Raw genomic sequence first — 17,234 nt, forward strand, 5'->3', positions numbered from 1 at the left:
TTAAGCGGTTGATTTTTAGGTTTTTGAGTTGACGCGTTTAGAACCACAGCCGAACGCCGACGACCAGGCGGGCTTCGCTGCGGTCCTCGCCTTCGTCCCTGGCGTAATCGGCGGTTTTGCCGTAGGTGCGGTTCCAGGTCACGCCGATGTAGGGCGCGAATTCCCGGCGAATTTCATAGCGCAACCGCAGGCCGGCTTCGGTGTTCGACAACCCGGAGCCGATGCCCCGTTGCGGGTCGTTTTTGCCGTAGACGTTGAGCTCGGCAGTCGGTTGCAGAATCAGCCGGTTGGTGAGCAGGATGTCGTAGTCGCCCTCCAGCCGCGCAGCGGTCTGGCCACCTTCGCCGATGAAGGCGGTGGCCTCGGCTTCGAAGTTGTACAGCGCCATGCCTTGCACGCCGAACGCGGCCCAGGTTTGCGGATCGCCGGGTTTGAAATCCTGGCGCACGCCGGTCACTACGTCCCACCAGGGGGAGATGGCGTGGCCCCAGAGGGCCTGGACTTCGGCGTCTTCGGTTTTGCCATTGACGCGTTCGCCTTCGGAGCGCAGCCACAGGCGATCAATGTCGCCGCCGATCCAGCCGGACAGATCCCACGCCAATGCGCTGCCGTCGTCGGCGTCCTGCCACTCGAGTTTGTCGGCGAGGAAGTAATAGTTGAGCGCGGTGTCATGCACGTTGTGGCCGGCGGGGCTGACGAAAACGGCGGCGCGGTCGGCGTCGGTCAATGCCGGGATCGGCGTGCGGCTTTGGATCGGTGCGGCGGGCTGCATTTGCCCGTAATCCTCGCTTTGCATCTGGCTGTGATCCATGCCCGGCATCTGGCTATGGTCCATGCCCTGCATGTTATCGGTGGCGGCCATGGCCGAAGAAAGCGTCAGGCCCACGGTAACGAGGGCCAAAGAGATCGGAGTGAGTCTGGTCATGGGTAGCGCCTCATTCTTCCACGCGAACTTCACGGAACATGCCCATTTCCATGTGATACAGGAGATGGCAGTGGTAGGCCCAGCGGCCGAGCGCATCGGCGGTGACCCGATAGCTGCGCTTTGATCCCGGTGGCATGTCGATAGTGTGTTTGCGCACCATGAACTGGCCGTTCTCGTCTTCGAGGTCGCTCCACATACCGTGCAAATGAATGGGGTGAGTCATCATCGTGTCGTTGACCAGGACGACCCGGATTCGCTCACCGTACTTGAGTCGCAGCGGTTCGGCATCGGAGAATTTCACGCCGTTGAACGACCAGGCGAATTTCTCCATGTGGCCGGTGAGGTGCAACTCGATGGTGCGACCGGGCTCGCGGCCGTCCGGGTCTTCGAAGGTGCTGCGCAGGTCGGAGTAAGTCAGTACGCGACGGCCGTTGTCGCGCAAGCCAAGGCCCGGGTCGTCGAGTTTCGGCGAGGTGGTCATGGCTTGCATGTCCACCAGCGGGTTGTCTTTTTCCGTGTCGGGATGGGATTGCATACCGGCCATGGCGCCCATGGCCATGCTGCTGTGATCCATGCCGGCCATGGTGTCCATGCCCTGCATGTCACCGCCGTCCATGCCCGTCATGCCTTGCATTGCACTGTGATCCATCCCCGCCATGTCGCCACCCATGCTGCCGTGATCCATCCCGCCCATGCCCATGTCATCCATGGTCACCAGCGGTCGCGGATCCAGCGGAGGAACCGGTGCCGACAACCCGGCCTTCGCCGCCAGGGTGCCTCGCGCATAACCCGTTCGATCCATCGACTGGGCGAACAGGGTGTAGGCGTCCTGGGTCGGCTCGACGATTACATCGAACGTCTCCGCCACCGCGATGCGGAACTCGTCGACGCTCACCGGTTTGACGTGCAGGCCATCCGCCGCGACCACGGTCATTTTCAAACCCGGGATACGCACGTCGAAGTAGGTCATGGCGGAGCCGTTGATAAACCGCAGTCGCAGTTTTTCGCCGGGGCGGAATACGCCAGTCCAGTTCATGTTCGGCGCCTGGCCGTTCATCAAGTAGGTGTAAGTGGCACCGCTGACGTCGGCCAGATCGGTGGGGTTCATCTTCATCTCGGCCCACATCTTGCGATCTGCGACTGTCGAGCCCCAGCCTTTTTCGCTGACGTCGTGGATGAAGTCGCCCACGGTGCGCTTGTGGTAGTTGTAGTAATCGGACTGCTTTTTCAGCGTCTTCATCAGGCTGGCCGCGTTTTCGTCGGTCCAGTCGGTGAGCATCACCACGTAGTCGCGGTCGTACTGGAAAGGTTCCGGTTCCTTGGCGTCGATCACCAACGGGCCATACACCCCGGACTGTTCCTGAAGCCCCGAATGGCTGTGATACCAGTAAGTGCCGTTCTGCCGGACCTTGAACTGGTAAACGTACATCCCGTCCGGTTCGATGCCGTGAAAGCTCAGGCCCGGCACGCCGTCCATGTTGGCCGGCAGCAAAATGCCGTGCCAGTGAATGGAGGTGCTGTCCTTGAGTTTGTTCTTCACCCGCAGCGTGACGGTGTCGCCTTCACGCCAGCGCAGCAGAGGGCCGGGAATGCCGCCGTTGATGGTCATCGCCGTGCGAGGGTTGCCGGTGATGTTGACCGGAGTTTCGCCGATAAACAGATCGAAGTCGGTACCGGCCAGCACGTTCGGTTCACCGGGGCTGGTGACCGCCCAGACCGGCGTGCGCCACAGCCCGAGGCCAGCAAGAACCCCGCCAGCGGTGAGGCCCTTCACGAAAGTGCGTCTTGAGGTGTTGGAATGCATGCCGTTTTTCCCATCCGTCAGCCTGATGAAGCCCTCAAGTCCATCCTGAGCGGAAGGAGGAGAACTTAATGAGGTGGAGGCTAACGGTTTGCGCCTTTCAGCAGGCTGAGGCCAAGATTACAGTTTTGACAGTTTCACGCTGTATTTAGTGACTTCTATTCGGCTTGGACGAGTCCGCCACGGTCGCGTTACCGCAATTGATATACGAAGAAGACTTCAACCAACGCTGATCCGGATAGTAGGAAAACAACAACTGCCCATCCTTCATCGAGTCGATCAGCTGATGCGCAATCGCAGGCCTCACGGCCGGGCAACCCAGGCTTCTACCGATCCGGCCATTCGCTCGCGCCAGATCAGGACTGACATACGGCGCGCCATGAATAACGATCGCCCGCTCGAAAGCATTGTCGTTGAAACCCGGCTCCAGACCTTCCATGCGCAACGAATAACCGTTCTGCCCGACATAGCTGGACTGGGTTCGGTACAAACCCAGACTGGTGGCGAAGCTGGCATTGCGGTTGGAGAACTGGCGGGCCATGTTTTCGCCGCTGTTGCGACCGTGGGCGACCAGCTCATGGAACAACAATTTGCGTTGTTTAAGGTCGAATACCCAAAGACGTTGCGCGGTCGAGGGTAGGGAGTAATCGATGACTGCCAGTCTTTGCGCCGGGGCCGTGCCTTGGGTCCGGCTGCATTGAGAGGCGCGTACGGCCAGGGCAATCACCTTGGCATTGGCATTGGGGGCCGCTTTGATCAGCGCGGCTTCAAGCGAATCGGCGTAGGCTGCCGGTAAAGTACACGCGGTCAGCAACAGGGCCGTTATTAAAAAGCCGCAGCGGTCTAGGGCCATACGCAAGTCTCATCTGATTGTTTCGAGTCTAGCAGCGCGCACGACGCTAGCCGGTTGAAAACGGGAGATTAAGGATTATCCATGGGGCAATTAACAAGGTTATTCGTCATAAGCCGCATATTTTTTATGGGCTTTCTGATAAGCGGCATGGCAGTTGCGCAAACTTCGCCGATTGAGCCGCCATCTCCCGTTAGCGTGGTCGCGGATGCCGCGCCTGGCGATTACGTCGGTCAGGCGATTCAGGCGGCACTGGCGCCATTGAGTTCGGCATTTCCCCCGCTGCTCACCTCGCCGCGTCATCAACGGGTCGACGTTAACCGAGCAGTGCTGGATTTTTATAGCCATCGGGGCTATCGCGCTGCCTGGACGGACGATGACGATGTCGTCCAGTTATTGAAAAGCCTGAGTGACACCGGGGTTGATGGCCTGGACCCCGAGGATTTTCGAATTTCCGAACTGGTCACGGCCAGAAACTCGATGCAGACAACTGAGCCAACCCCCGGGCAACGAGCGGCTTTTGATATCTCGGCGACCCAGACGTTTATCACCGCGCTGCTGCAGTTGCGACGTGGCAAGGTCGATCCTTCGCGGCTGGACATCCATTGGAATTTCGACCCGGTCGGCATCGACCCCCGGGAGGACGTCAACCTTTTCTTCACCGCCCTCGACAGCCATGACGTCGCCCGCGCGTTCGCCCAGGCGCCGCCACAAGAAGCGATTTATGGCACGTTGCGGCAGGGCCTGGCGCAACTGCGCAGGGTTCGCGACAGTGGTGGCTGGCCAAAGATTCCAGCAGGGCAGACGCTCAGGCCCGGCATGGACGACGCCTCTGTTGCGCAGTTGCGAGCCCGTTTGGTGGCGGGGGGGTATCTCACCGCGAAAATGAACGCGCGCTCCGACTACGACGACACCGTCACGGCGGCGGTGAAGAAGTATCAGGCCGAGCAATACCTCGGGGCGGATGGTGTGGCGGGGCCGGCGACACTCGCGGCGCTGAATGTGCCGGTCGAGGCGCGAATCGACCAGGTCCGTGTGAACATGGAGCGGGCGCGGTGGCTGCTGTACAAACTTCAGGGCACCTTTGTCATCGTCGACATCGCCGGGTACAAGGTTTCGTTTTATCGCGATGGCAAGCTGATATGGCGCTCCCGGGTGCAGGTGGGTAAACCGTATCGCAGCACGCCGATTTTTCAATCGGAGATCACCTACGTCACGTTCAACCCGACCTGGACCGTGCCGCCGACCATTCTGGTCAAGGATATGCTGCCGAAGATTCGCAACAATCCTGGCTATCTCAATGCAAACCGGATTCGGGTGATCGATCGAGAAGGCAATGTGCTCGACCCGTTGACCGTCGATTGGGACAACCCGCGCGGCCTTACGCTGCGTCAGGATGCAGGGTCGGATAACTCGCTGGGACAGGTGGTCATTCGCTTTCCCAATGACTATGCGATTTATCTGCACGACACCCCCCATCGCGAGTTGTTTGCGCAATCCAATCGCGCGACCAGTTCCGGCTGTATTCGGGTCGAAAACCCGCTGCAATTGGTGGAGCTGTTGTTCAACGACCCGGTTCGCTGGAACAGCGAAGGGATTCAAAAGCAGTTAGCCAACGGCAAGACAGAGAACATCAGGCTCCCCGTGAAAGTGCCGGTGTTGTTGGCTTACTGGACGGTGGACCTGAGTCTTGATGGGCGAGTGACGTTCAAACCCGATGTGTATGGGTACGATAAGCCGGTGTTGCGGGCGCTGAACCTGCCTTCGGAACGGCCAACGCTGGACGGGAGGCGAGCAGCGCCTCCCTCAATGGCGGTGGGGCAGAACAAGCTCTAAAGCTTAAAGCCCCAGCCCTTCTTGCACCGCCAGGAGCAGGTTGTGTTCCGTCAGGGCGATCGCATCCGGTTGTTGTCCGGATTGCTCGATCGCCTGAAGCCACCACTGCGTCTGGCCGTGTTCGCTCACGGTGCGCAACAGGGCGAGCTCCTTGCCTGACGAGTGAATCTCGACTCGCCCGGCACCGTCGGCGGTGAAGCGAGCGACAGGGTCGAAGGTGATGCTGTGGTGGTTGCCTTCGATCAGCAGTTGGTCGATGGCGTAATCGTAACTCGCCCCGTCCGGTGCCCTCTCGAACACGTGAGTGGAATTGCGTCGCAGCTTCAGGCCCACTTCGATCAGTGGCTGCAGCCAGGCTTCGATCTGGTGATACAGCTCATAGACCTGGGCGGGCCAGCTGTCGATGGCCTGGTCGGCGATGGTCGCGTCGGCACTGGTTTGCCGGGATTGTTTCAGCTTCTCGGCGAGCTCGTCTGCTTTACTCATTTCGATTTCCTGTCGTGATGTCAGTTAATCGTAGCTCCTTCAAGATCATGCGGTTTTGCCTTGCGTCATGCGATTGAAACACCCGCGTGACAAAACCATTCTTCGGCCCTTTACGGCCAGATCAATCATCCCAAGGAGTGGGTAATGAAGAAATTTTACGCAATCGTCGCGTTGATCGCGCTGACCTTCGGCAACATCGGCCTGAGCGGCGCCCGCGAAACCCAGAGCAGCAAAGTCCAGGAGGAATCGGTCGCGGGGGTGTTCGATTACTACTTGCTGACGCTCTCCTGGTCGCCGACCTTCTGCCTGACCCACAAAGACGATGCGCAATGCTCCGGCAAAGGCTACGGCTTCGTGCTTCACGGTCTCTGGCCACAATACGCCAAGGGCGGCTGGCCGGAGTCCTGCCCGCCGAGGGTGACCTTGTCGCCGGCGGAAAACGCCAAGGGCCTGACCTTGTTCCCGACCCAGAAGCTGCTCGAACACGAATGGGCCAAGCACGGGACGTGCAGCGGCCTAGGCGCCATGGGTTACCTGAACGCGTCCGACACGGCGCTCGGTGCGGTCAAGATCCCGGAGAAGCTGCAACCGTTCAGCACTTCGTATTACTTCCAGGCCCAGGAAATCGCGCAGATGTTCCGCCAAAGCAACCCCGGGATTCCGGCCAATGGCATTGCCGTGATTTGCAATGGCCCGGAGTTGTCGGAAGTGCGGGTGTGCATGGGCAAGGACCTGGGGTTCGGCGCGTGCGGGAAGGGTGTGAAGACGCAATGCCGGGCCGGGGAAATTCGGGTTCCACCTTCGCGGTGATGGATTGGCTGTCGGAACGGCTTTGAAAAAAAACTGGCGCGAATCGGACAATGTAGGAGCCAGGCTTGCCGGCGAAGGCGTCCTTAAGAGCGCCTTCGCCGGCAAGCCTGGCTCCTACGAAAAGCCGATTTACGCAACGCAATGTAGCCGTTCAGTATCATCTCGCTGACTGTACGGGTAACCCAAGCGCCACCAGTTCTTCGCGCAATTGTTCCGGGCTGAAGAACTGAACCGCATGAAATCCCTCCCGGCGTGCACCTTCAATATTCGGCGCATGATCATCGATGAACACCGCGCGGCGGCTATCAACGTCGAACCGCGATAGCAGCAACTGAAAAATCTCCGGCGAAGGCTTGATTATGCCCTCGGCACCCGACACCAGGATGCCTTCGAATTTCTGTAAGAACTCAAAGCGCTCACGGGCAATCGGAAAGGTTTCGGCGGACCAGTTGGTCAGAGCCAACAACCGCATGCCTTTGGCGTGCAGTTCATCGAGGATGTGCACCGTCTCTTCGATGGCCCCATCGAGCATTTCTTCCCAGCGCTCGCGGTAGGCGCGAATCAATACCTCCTGGGAGGGATGTCGGGCGATGGCTTCCTCAATCGCCACCTGCCAGGTTCTGCCTTGGTCCTGTTGTTCGTTCCAGGCGGTGTGGCAGACCTCTGAGAGGAATGTTTCCATGGCCTCAAGGTCTTCACCGAACAACTTTCGGTAAAGGTTTCTGGGGTTCCAGCGGATAAGGACATTGCCAAGATCGAACACAACGGTGTCAATGGGGGCAGGGTGGTGCGCAGCGCTCATGTTTTTCCTCCTTGGGTAAACGGGCCGGGGCGGCGCGGCAGCCGATATCGAAGTGTTCGATAGGCTCCTGAGGTTTTTCATCCTAGCAGAGAGGGTTTTCGTATTTCACTCGCGGGGGTAAATCGGTCTCTGTAAACCTGGCGCAATTGCCCCACACAACCCCGTAGACTAAGCTCACAAAGAATAAGGGTTTTGGGCCTCTGCCCATGCCTTACCCTCTCAGGACTCGCTTTTGCCTATCCCCATTCCCGATCCGCACCCCGCGCCCGAGGGGGCCTTGAAGCGGCTGCCCCTGCTCAAAGCTGCGGCGCTGTTCATTGCTGCCGTGTGCCTGTGCCTTTGTGGTCTGCTTTATCTGCAACTGGAGCAGTCGCGTCGGCACGATCTGGCGTTGGCCGAGGTGTCTTCGTCGAACCTGACCCGGGCCATGGCGCAGCAGGCCGAAGACACGTTCATGAAGGCCGATCTGGTGCTGACCAGTCTGGTGGACTGGATTCAGGCTGAGGGTTTCGACGCTGTCCAGACGCCACGCTTGCAGAAAACCTTCGCGCGGCGGGTGCAGGCGCTGCATCAATTGCACGGGATATTTCTGTTTGACAAGCAGGGGCAATGGATCGTGACGTCGTCCGAAAATCTGCCCCGTGGCCCAGGTGTAGCGGACCGCGAATACTTCAGGTTTCACCAGCAGAACGTATCGTCCCTGGCACACATCGGACCGGCGATTCGCAGTCGGGAGAATGGCGAATGGATCATTCCGGTTTCCAGGCGAGTGAACGACCAGGACGGCAATTTCCAGGGTGTGTTGCTGGCCGGGATCAAGATGTCGTACTTCGATCAGTTCTTCAAAAGCTTCAGCATCGATGACAACGGCGCGATGTTTTTGGCATTGACCGATGGAACACTGCTGGCGCGACGGCCGTTTGTGGAATCGCAGATCGGCACATCATTGGCGCAGGGTGAGATCTTTAAAGCGCTCTTGCCCGGCGCGACATCGGGCAACGCCATGATCAGTTCGGTGGTGGATGGCATCGTCCGGTTGTATGGCTACCGTCAGCTCGATGCCTATCCTGTGTTGGTCGCGGCGGCATCTTCCGAAGACGCGATCTTCAAGGACTGGTACGACACGGCGATTCGATCCAGTGTGATCGTCGCCCTGGTTGTCCTCGGTGTGGGATTGTTCGGTTGGGTGTTCATTCATCAGGTGCGCGCGGGCGAGCGCATTGAGGCGGATTTACGCGAGGCGCAGAAAACCCTGGAATTGATCGCCACCCACGACAGCCTGACCGGGTTGGCCAACCGTCGATTGTTCGAGCGGGCGCTGGAGATCGAGTTCGGGCGCGGAGCCCGGCGGTCGAGTCCGCTGGGCCTGATCATGCTCGATATCGATTATTTCAAGCGCTATAACGACACCTACGGTCATGTGGCGGGGGACCATTGCCTGGCCGAAGTGGCGCGGGCACTGAAGAATTGCTGCCACCGCAGTGCCGATCTGGCGGTGCGCTACGGCGGTGAAGAGTTTGCGGTGTTGCTGCCCGACACCGACATCCAGGGTGCGCTGACGATCGCCGAGCAGATCCGCCGCAGCGTCATGGACAAGAACATCATCCACAGTGGCTCACCCACGGGCTACGTGACGGTCAGCCTTGGCTGTTATTCGTTTGTGCCGACAGGGCACGACAGTACCGAAATGTTGATCAAACGCGCGGATGCGGCGTTGTACCAGGCCAAGCATTCGGGGCGAAATCGTTCGGCGGTATTGTCCATGGAAGGAGGTGTCGAAGCGCTGATGCGCTCGGACCGCTAATGCTAGTCAGTTAAGTGCAATCCATGTGGGAGCGGGCTTGCTCGCGAAGCCGGCGGCACAGTCAACATCGATGTCGCCCGACACACCGCTTTCGCGAGCAAGCCCGCTCCCACAGGTTTTGCACGTTAACTGATCGATGGCATAGCCATGTGTTCGGTTTTTTAAGTGCGGCAATGACTTGCGTTATTCAGGGGCGGCGACCGAGCATGGCTGCTATGGTCAGTGGAGAGCCTGGCTGTCATGACGACAGACCAGACCCCGCCGGCCTCACCCGATAAGGCGATCGATTGACAGGAACAAGTGCATGGATTTGACTTCCATTACCACCGCTGCACCTGCGCGTCATACACCGATTACCCGCAACCTGATGTTCGTCATCGGCCTGCTGTTTGTCGTTGGGGTATTGATCGCGTTGGTGGCCCTGTTCAGCATTGCCGCACGGCTCGATGCTCAGGATCTGAACAAAACCACGTTCTACACGCAACGCGCACTTGAGAACCGCATCACCGCCTCGAAAAACTACATTGCCAGTTACGCCAACTGGACGACCGCCTACGACCATCTGAACGACAAGGTTGATGTGCAGTGGGCCTACGTCGAGCAGAACATGGGTAAAACCCTGTTCACCATCGATCACTACGACGGGGTTTTTGTGATTGATGGTCAGCGAACCAAATACGCCACGGTGCGCGGGCTGCTGGTTCAGGATCAAGCGACAACCTATCTGTCGACCTCGATGGCGACGCTGATAGACGAGGTTCAAAGCCAGGAGAGCCTCATCGAGGCGGTCAGCCGGTACACCTTGTTCGAAGGCAAACCGGCGCTGTTGACGGCAGCCGCGATCGTGCCCAATGACGAACGCCCGGCGGTCGATCCCAAGAGCACCTCAGTGCTGATATATGTCGATCAATTGAATTCTGAAAAGCTCAACGCCTTGAACACCGATTACGGTTTGCATGACTTGAGCCTGACGGCCGACGACGCCATTGTTCCCGGTCAGCCAGCCGTCGCTCTGACAGGCACGGGTTACAGCCTGGTCTCCCGGCTTGAGCAGCCGGGCCACCAATTGCTCTGGTCGCTGCTGCCGCCGCTGGGCGGAGCGCTGTTGATTCTGGCGTTGTTGACCGCTTACTTCTTTCGTTATGTCCTGCGCACGTCCGGGCATGTGGATGCCAGTTATACCAGCCTCGATTTGTCGAACCAGGCGCTGGAAGCCAGTGAAGAACGTTTTCGTGCGGTGGCCGAAGCCGCGTCCGACTGGATCTGGGAAATCGACGACCAGCACTGCATCACTTATCTGTCGGGGCGTTTCAGCACCGTCACCGGATTTTCCGATCAACAATGGCTGGGGCAGAACATCGAGCAACTGCTCAATTGCGATACCACGCCCTTGTCGCTGTGGCTGAATAAACTCGATGAAGAGCAAGCCGTCAGCCACTTGCGCTGCTCCTACCGCGATCAGTCGGGGCAGCAGCGGGTGTGCCGGGTGTCGGCGCGACCGATCCAGCGCAAGGGCGCGGTACTGGGGTTTCGCGGGACGGCCAGCGACATCACCGATGAAGTCGCCGCCCATGCGCAGATCCAGCATCTGTCGATGCACGACGCACTGACTGGCTTGCCAAACCGCAACAAACTGGCGCGCTACCTCGAAGACGCGTTGGCACTGAAAGAGCAATCGGTGGCGTTGACGTTGTTGATGATCGACCTGGATAACTTCAAGCCGATCAACGATTCCCTCGGCCATCCGGCCGGCGATGCGGTATTGCTGGAAGTGGCGATTCGTTTGCGCGAGTGCACGCGGGACATCGATCTGGTTGCCCGATTGGGTGGCGACGAGTTCGTGCTGGTACTCCACGGCATGGACAGCCATGCGGAAATCGACCGGTTTTGCGAGCGCTTGCTCGACAGCCTGCATCAACCGATCCATTACGATCACCACACGCTGCACATCGGTGCGAGCATCGGTATCGCCTTGAGTCGGCGCCAGGGGCATCTTCCGGATGAGCTGATTCGCTGTGCCGATATCGCGTTGTATCAGGCCAAGTCCAATGGCAAGAAGACGTGGTGCTACTTTGCGGCGCACATGAACGATCAGATCCAGCACCGCCGACAACTGGAAAGCGACCTGCGTCAGGCGATCAAGAACAACGAATTCGTGATGCATTACCAGCCGCGTTATCACGTCGATGGCAAGCAGATCGTCTCGGTCGAAGCGCTGCTGCGCTGGCAGCATCCGGTGCAAGGCTTGTTGAACCCCGACGCGTTTATTCCATTGGCCGAGCAGACCGATCTGATCGTGCCATTAGGGCGCTGGGTGTTGCGCGAGGCGTGCGCGACGGCCTTGACCTGGCCTGGTGCGATGATGGTGTCGGTCAACTTGTCGCCGGTGCAGTTTGCTCGTAGCGATGTGATCGAGGATGTCCGGGAGGCGTTGATCCAGAGCCGATTGCCCGCCAGTCGGCTGGAACTGGAGATCACTGAAAACGTGATGCTCATCGACGTCGACGGCGCCCTGGCGACCATGAATGCGCTCAAGGAGTTGGGCGTGCGGTTGAACATGGACGACTTCGGTACCGGTTATTCTTCGCTGGGTTACCTGCGCACGTATCCGTTCGACGGGATCAAGATCGACAAGCGCTTCATTGCGTCCATGAGCAACGGCAGCAACGACCGTGCCGTGGTGCAGGCGATCATCAACCTGGGCAAAGCCATGGGGCTGACCGTGACCGCGGAAGGTGTCGAGACGCTGGAGCAACTGGACTTCCTGATCTCGGACCAGTGCCATGAAGTGCAGGGGTTCTACCTCAGTCGCCCGGTGGACAGGTATGCACTGCTGCCGTTGCTCAAGGCATCATGGGACGATCATCCGCTGTAAGTCTCGCGCCTTTAGTCGCCTGTTTCGCTCGCCGCGGCAACTGCCGTGGCGCACCCCGGTCACAACTGGATACCACCCAATCCGTTGCGAGCGTCGGATCATGAAGAACCTGAAAATTGCCACCTTCAACGTCAACGGCATGCGCGCCCGCTTGCCGAATTTACTGGCTTGGCTTACGCGGGAGCAGCCAGACATCGCCTGCTTGCAAGAACTCAAGTCGGTCGACGGCGCATTCCCCGTCGCCGAACTGGAGGCGGCCGGGTATGGCGCCGTCTGGCACGGCCAGGTGTCGTGGAACGGGGTGGCGATTCTGGCGCGCGATGCGCAACCGCTGGAGAGCCGGCGCGGCTTGCCGGGTGATGACAGCGATACCCATAGCCGCTACGTGGAAGCTGCCGTGCACGGGGTTCTGGTGGGCTGTCTGTACCTGCCCAATGGCAATCCGCAGCCAGGGCCGAAGTTTGATTACAAACTGGCGTGGTTCGAGCGGCTGATCTCGCACGCCAAGGACCTGCAGAGCAGCGACCATCCGGTGGTGCTGGCCGGCGATTACAACGTGGTGCCCACCGATCTGGACATCTACAACCCGCGCTCCTGGCTCAAGGATGCGCTGCTGCAACCTGAGAGTCGCGCGTGTTATCAGCGGCTGCTGGACCAGGGATGGACCGATTCCCTGCGTTATCTGTATCCAGAGGAGCGGATCTACACCTTCTGGGATTATTTCCGGCAGCACTGGCAGAAAAACTCGGGGTTGCGCATCGATCATCTGCTGCTCAACCCGGCACTGAGTCCTTACCTGCAAGAGGCTGGCGTCGATGCCTGGGTTCGCAACGAACCTCATGCCAGCGATCATGCGCCGACATGGATTCGATTGGGTTCGCGCAAGCGGCGATAGTCTTGGCGCGTGCGGCGATTGGCTAAATCAATTGTCAGTCCGACCGTGTTATCCCTTATACATGGCGCCCATCGGCGGAGCGATCCGCGGACCTCTGCATAAAGGATTGAGCGATGAGCGAGACACGACTGACAAATCTTGCGCTGTACCTGCAACGCCTGGGCTTCGATGCGCCCCCGGCGCCGACCCTGGAAACCCTGCGCCAACTGCAACTGCGCCACACGGGTGTTTTCCCGTTCGAAAACCTCACCACGTTATTGGGCAAGCCGGTGCTCATCGATCTGCCGTCCATAGAACAGAAAGTCCTGCATGACGGTCGCGGTGGCTACTGCTACGAACTCAACAACCTGTTCCTGGCCTTGCTTCAGACATTGGGCTTCGACGCACGTGGCATCACCGGTCGCGTGGTCATGGGCCAGCCTGAAGGCGCATGGACCGCCCGAACGCACCGCTTGAGTCTGGTGACCCTCGACGGCGTGCGCTACATCACCGACGTCGGCTTCGGCGGCATGGTGCCCACCGCACCGCTGATGCTGGATACCGAAGCCGAGCAGTCCACCCCTCACGAACCCTATCGCATCGAACCGCACGCCGACGGCTATACCCTGCGTGCCAACGTCGGCGGTGAATGGCGGGCGATATACATCTTCGATCTGCAACGTCAGGAAGACATCGATTACACCCTCGGCAACTGGTACGTATCGACCCATCCCGAATCGTCCTTCGTGAAACAACTGATGGTGGCGCGGACGGGGGAGGGATGGCGACGCACATTGATGAACGGCAGCTTTGCCATTCATCGTATGGGCGGTGAGAGCGAACGGCGGGAGGTGACGGACGCTGAGGAATTGATCGGGTTACTGGAAAGTGAATTCGGGATTCGAGTGCCGGCGCAGGATGTGTTGAAGCGGGTGCTTGAGCGGTTGATTGAGCCTGTGTCGCAGGCAAATTGAGCACCACGCAAAGGGGCGGATTTGATCAGTTCGTCCCCTTTGCTTTTGGTCGATCCAGGCGTGGGTGTTTTGGTTTTGTGGCTAGGATCGAACTTCAAGCTCCATCACGTGATGGATTTCGCTGAGGGCCTCTGACAACTTTTTCTCCAGGCTTTTCAGCTCGGAGGCGGTGATGCCTTTTTTGAAATGCCCGACATTTGTAACAGCAGCGTTCTGATCGGGCTTCGCCACTTTGCCTTTATCGCTGAGCAATGCCTGGCGCAGGGTATTGTTGATCACCGTCTGGTAGCCATACCCCTCGCTTTCCGCCAGAGCGCGCGCGGTCTCTATGACGACATCATCAAGCATGAAGCGAGGGGCGTCCGTGCCGGCGGTCGCTTGGAAAGCAAAAGATTAGCGGTGGGGAGGGAAAGGGGAGGAAGGGTGTATTGCAAGCGTTTTAGGTTGGAGGTGCCGTGGGCAAAAGGGCGGCATGGACACATGTCCATAATTTGACTGTTTAGTTGTATACAACTCTATAGACATTTGTCCTGACTATTGCATACAGTGTGCGCACAACAAAAACCAGGGAACCCCCCAACCATGAAAACGCCCCATGTTTCACACCAACGGCCTGAGGATGAGAATCTCGGGATCGGCGCGAATATGGCTTACGGACTGCAACACGTTCTGACCATGTATGGCGGTATCGTCGCGGTGCCTTTGATCATCGGTCAGGCTGCCGGGCTTTCGCCGGCAGACATCGGTTTGTTGATTGCTGCTTCATTGTTTGCAGGGGGGCTGGCGACATTGCTGCAAACCCTGGGTTTACCGTTTTTCGGTTGTCAGTTGCCGCTGGTTCAGGGCGTGTCGTTCTCCGGCGTTGCGACCATGGTGGCGATTGTCAGCAGTGGTGGGGAGGGCGGCTTTCAGTCGATTCTCGGGGCGGTGATTGCCGCGTCGCTGATCGGTTTGCTGATCACGCCGGTGTTCTCGCGAATCACCAAGTTCTTTCCGCCGCTGGTGACCGGCATTGTGATCACCACTATCGGCCTGACGCTGATGCCGGTGGCCGCGCGCTGGGCCATGGGCGGCAACAGCCATGCCCCGGACTTCGGCAGCATGGCGAACATCGGTTTGGCGGCGGTGACGCTGGTGCTGGTACTGCTGCTGAGCAAGGTCGGCAGTGCGACCATCTCCCGTTTGTCGATCCTCTTGGCCATGGTCATCGGCACAGTCATTGCGGTGTTCCTCGGCATGGCGGACTTCTCATCCGTCACTCAAGGCCCGATGTTCGGCTTCCCGGCACCGTTCCATTTCGGCATGCCGACGTTCCACTTCGCCGCGATCCTGTCGATGTGCATCGTGGTCATGGTGACCTTGGTGGAAACCTCCGCCGATATTCTGGCCGTTGGTGAAATCATCGATACCAAAGTCGATTCCAAACGCCTGGGCAATGGCCTGCGCGCCGACATGCTGTCGAGCATGATCGCGCCGATCTTCGGCTCCTTCACCCAAAGCGCCTTCGCCCAGAACGTCGGGCTGGTGGCGGTAACCGGGATCAAGAGCCGTTTCGTGGTGGCCACCGGCGGTGTGTTCCTGGTGGTGCTCGGATTGCTGCCCTTCATGGGCCGGGTCATCGCGGCCGTGCCGACCTCCGTGCTCGGCGGTGCCGGCATCGTGCTGTTCGGCACCGTGGCGGCCAGTGGCATTCGGACGCTGTCCAAGGTCGACTACCGCAACAACGTCAACCTGATCATCGTTGCCACCTCCATTGGTTTTGGCATGATCCCCATCGCCGCACCGAACTTCTACGACCACTTCCCCAGCTGGTTCGCGACGATCTTCCACTCGGGCATCAGCTCCTCGGCGATCATGGCCATCGTGCTGAACCTGACCTTCAACCACCTCACCGCCGGCAACTCGGATCAACAATCGGTGTTTGCAGCCGGTACCGAACGCGTCTTGCGTTATCAGGACCTAGCGGCATTGCGGGAAGGGGATTACTTCAGCGAAGGTAAACTGCGTGACTGCGACGGGAATGAGATTCCGGTGGTGGAGGCGGAACATGGGCATGCCGAGCCGCGGGCGGTGCATGCGAAAAGCAGTGAACATGTCTGACGGCGGTACCCGATAAAAAGGCAGGTAGATCAAAAGATCGCAGCCTGCGGCAGCTCATGATCCGTTTCGTCGCGTATGAAACGGATCGCATACGGTCGAAATTAAACGCGACCGGCGAGCTGCCGCAGGCTGCGATCTTTTGACTTTAATGGCGAGCACAAAAAAGCCCCTGAACCTTTCGATTCAGGGGCTTTTCGATTTTGCTGTCTGGCTCCACGACCTGGACTCGAACCAGGGACCCAGTGATTAACAGTCACTTGCTCTACCAACTGAGCTATCGCGGAATGGCGTCTATGTTACTGATTCAAAAAGAGAAGTCAAGTCTCTGTTGGCAGTTTGATGTTTTCATCGGATCAGAGGGGGTTATCGGCCATTGGCGGTTACCAGAATCGCGGTAGAGGTCTACCATGGTCGCCCGGAAGTGGTGACACGCGCTGCCGGCCCTCAGCCGAAAAGGTATGCGCCATGAATCACCCAACCCTCACACCTCAAAACAGCGGGGTGTTCGCATGAGCATCGCTCAGATCAGCCTGCCCAAAGGCGTTGGCCCGCACGCCGAAAAACTGTTCGACGCCATCACTCAGGCCAGCACCGCTGACGAATTGAACCGCGCAGGCGGCAAGGCCGAAGGTTTTGTTCTGGGCCTGGAAAGCACCAAGGCAATCAAAAGCCAGGTGGCCGAGTCGCTGTATGTGGCCTATGACGATGCGGCCAGCCAGCGCGCGAGCGAACTGGCCTAACCGCCGAAGGTAATGGTGCCGAGCATCAGCTTGGCGTACAGCATCGTGGCGCTCAGTTGCACCAGCCACAACGCCAGGCCGCCAAGGAACACGCCCGCAGCCACTTGCAGCACCAGGTTATTACCGCGTTTGGTCGAGGAGCGGGGCACGAAGTGGTCCAGCTCGTCGCGGTCGGCGCGTAGGTCATCGTTTTTCATGTGGGTTCTCAAGAATTCTCGGGTGTACTCATAACCTGTGGGAGCAAGCCCGCTCCCACATTTTTGATCTGCGTGCAGTCTAGAGCGACCGGTCGCCGAACTGGGAATTATCAAAGACAAATAAAAAACGGGAAGCCCTATGGCTTCCCGTTTTCATCTC

General features: G+C 59.1%; 14 protein-coding genes, 1 tRNA gene and 1 pseudogene. 8 read left to right on the forward strand and 8 right to left on the reverse strand.

Annotated features, from left to right (window positions below; translation table 11 throughout):
* Positions 1-37: 37 nt before the first annotated feature.
* The 3 genes from PSH65_RS10840 to PSH65_RS10850 all read right to left on the reverse strand — a co-directional run bounded on the left by PSH65_RS10840 (position 38) and on the right by PSH65_RS10850 (position 3,579).
* A complete protein-coding gene (locus PSH65_RS10840; protein ID WP_305426201.1) occupies positions 38-925 on the reverse strand; it encodes a copper resistance protein B in 888 nt (295 codons plus the stop codon).
* A 10-nt stretch (positions 926-935) separates the two neighbouring features.
* Complete coding sequence (locus PSH65_RS10845) at positions 936-2,729, reverse strand: copper resistance system multicopper oxidase (protein ID WP_305426202.1); 1,794 nt, start codon at positions 2,727-2,729, stop codon at positions 936-938.
* A gap of 145 nt (positions 2,730-2,874) precedes the next feature.
* Entirely contained in the window at positions 2,875-3,579 is a 705-nt protein-coding gene (locus tag PSH65_RS10850; RefSeq protein ID WP_305426203.1) for a murein L,D-transpeptidase catalytic domain family protein, read from the reverse strand.
* An 81-nt stretch (positions 3,580-3,660) separates the two neighbouring features.
* On the opposite strand from PSH65_RS10850, the gene PSH65_RS10855 reads away from it, so the two are divergent.
* Positions 3,661-5,412, forward strand: a complete 1,752-nt coding sequence (locus PSH65_RS10855) for a murein L,D-transpeptidase (protein WP_305426204.1) — start codon at positions 3,661-3,663, stop codon at positions 5,410-5,412.
* A gap of 3 nt (positions 5,413-5,415) precedes the next feature.
* Here the strand turns inward: PSH65_RS10855 and PSH65_RS10860 are convergent, their stop codons facing one another.
* Positions 5,416-5,898, reverse strand: coding sequence for a hypothetical protein (locus PSH65_RS10860; protein ID WP_305426205.1), 483 nt, complete (start codon positions 5,896-5,898; stop codon positions 5,416-5,418).
* A gap of 144 nt (positions 5,899-6,042) precedes the next feature.
* On the opposite strand from PSH65_RS10860, the gene PSH65_RS10865 reads away from it, so the two are divergent.
* Positions 6,043-6,708, forward strand: a complete 666-nt coding sequence (locus PSH65_RS10865; protein WP_305426206.1) for a ribonuclease T2 — start codon at positions 6,043-6,045, stop codon at positions 6,706-6,708.
* 157 nt (positions 6,709-6,865) lie between these two features.
* Here PSH65_RS10865 and PSH65_RS10870 read toward each other — a convergent pair whose 3' ends face one another.
* Complete coding sequence (locus PSH65_RS10870; protein WP_305426207.1) at positions 6,866-7,510, reverse strand: HAD family phosphatase; 645 nt, start codon at positions 7,508-7,510, stop codon at positions 6,866-6,868.
* A gap of 232 nt (positions 7,511-7,742) precedes the next feature.
* Here PSH65_RS10870 and PSH65_RS10875 point away from each other — a divergent pair, with 232 nt between their 5' ends.
* The 4 genes from PSH65_RS10875 (at position 7,743) to PSH65_RS10895 (ending at position 14,037) form a co-directional block, all read left to right on the forward strand.
* Entirely contained in the window at positions 7,743-9,314 is a 1,572-nt protein-coding gene (locus PSH65_RS10875) for a diguanylate cyclase (protein ID WP_305426208.1), read from the forward strand.
* 304 nt (positions 9,315-9,618) lie between these two features.
* Complete coding sequence (locus PSH65_RS10885; RefSeq protein ID WP_305426209.1) at positions 9,619-12,189, forward strand: EAL domain-containing protein; 2,571 nt, start codon at positions 9,619-9,621, stop codon at positions 12,187-12,189.
* A gap of 100 nt (positions 12,190-12,289) precedes the next feature.
* A complete protein-coding gene (gene xth / locus PSH65_RS10890) occupies positions 12,290-13,084 on the forward strand; it encodes an exodeoxyribonuclease III (protein WP_305426210.1) in 795 nt (264 codons plus the stop codon).
* Between the two features lie 113 nt (positions 13,085-13,197).
* Positions 13,198-14,037 (forward strand): arylamine N-acetyltransferase, encoded by an 840-nt coding sequence (locus PSH65_RS10895; RefSeq protein ID WP_305426211.1) that lies wholly within the window; start codon positions 13,198-13,200, stop codon positions 14,035-14,037.
* An 81-nt stretch (positions 14,038-14,118) separates the two neighbouring features.
* On the opposite strand, the pseudogene PSH65_RS10900 reads toward PSH65_RS10895, so the two are convergent.
* Positions 14,119-14,388 (reverse strand): annotated as a pseudogene (locus tag PSH65_RS10900) (hypothetical protein); the annotation flags it as partial.
* Between the two features lie 231 nt (positions 14,389-14,619).
* Here PSH65_RS10900 and PSH65_RS10905 point away from each other — a divergent pair.
* Positions 14,620-16,137 (forward strand): nucleobase:cation symporter-2 family protein, encoded by a 1,518-nt coding sequence (locus PSH65_RS10905; RefSeq protein WP_305426213.1) that lies wholly within the window; start codon positions 14,620-14,622, stop codon positions 16,135-16,137.
* Between the two features lie 208 nt (positions 16,138-16,345).
* Here the strand turns inward: PSH65_RS10905 and PSH65_RS10910 are convergent.
* A tRNA-Asn gene (locus PSH65_RS10910) sits at positions 16,346-16,421 on the reverse strand.
* A gap of 225 nt (positions 16,422-16,646) precedes the next feature.
* On the opposite strand from PSH65_RS10910, the gene PSH65_RS10915 reads away from it, so the two are divergent.
* A complete protein-coding gene (locus tag PSH65_RS10915) occupies positions 16,647-16,877 on the forward strand; it encodes a hypothetical protein (RefSeq protein WP_019649343.1) in 231 nt (76 codons plus the stop codon).
* Here the strand turns inward: PSH65_RS10915 and PSH65_RS10920 are convergent.
* Positions 16,874-17,074, reverse strand: a complete 201-nt coding sequence (locus PSH65_RS10920) for a hypothetical protein (RefSeq protein ID WP_305426214.1) — start codon at positions 17,072-17,074, stop codon at positions 16,874-16,876. The genes PSH65_RS10915 and PSH65_RS10920 overlap by 4 nt on opposite strands.
* Between the last annotated feature and the right edge of the window lie 160 nt (positions 17,075-17,234).

The organism is Pseudomonas sp. FP603, from assembly GCF_030687415.1.
Taxonomy (GTDB): domain Bacteria; phylum Pseudomonadota; class Gammaproteobacteria; order Pseudomonadales; family Pseudomonadaceae; genus Aquipseudomonas; species Aquipseudomonas wuhanensis.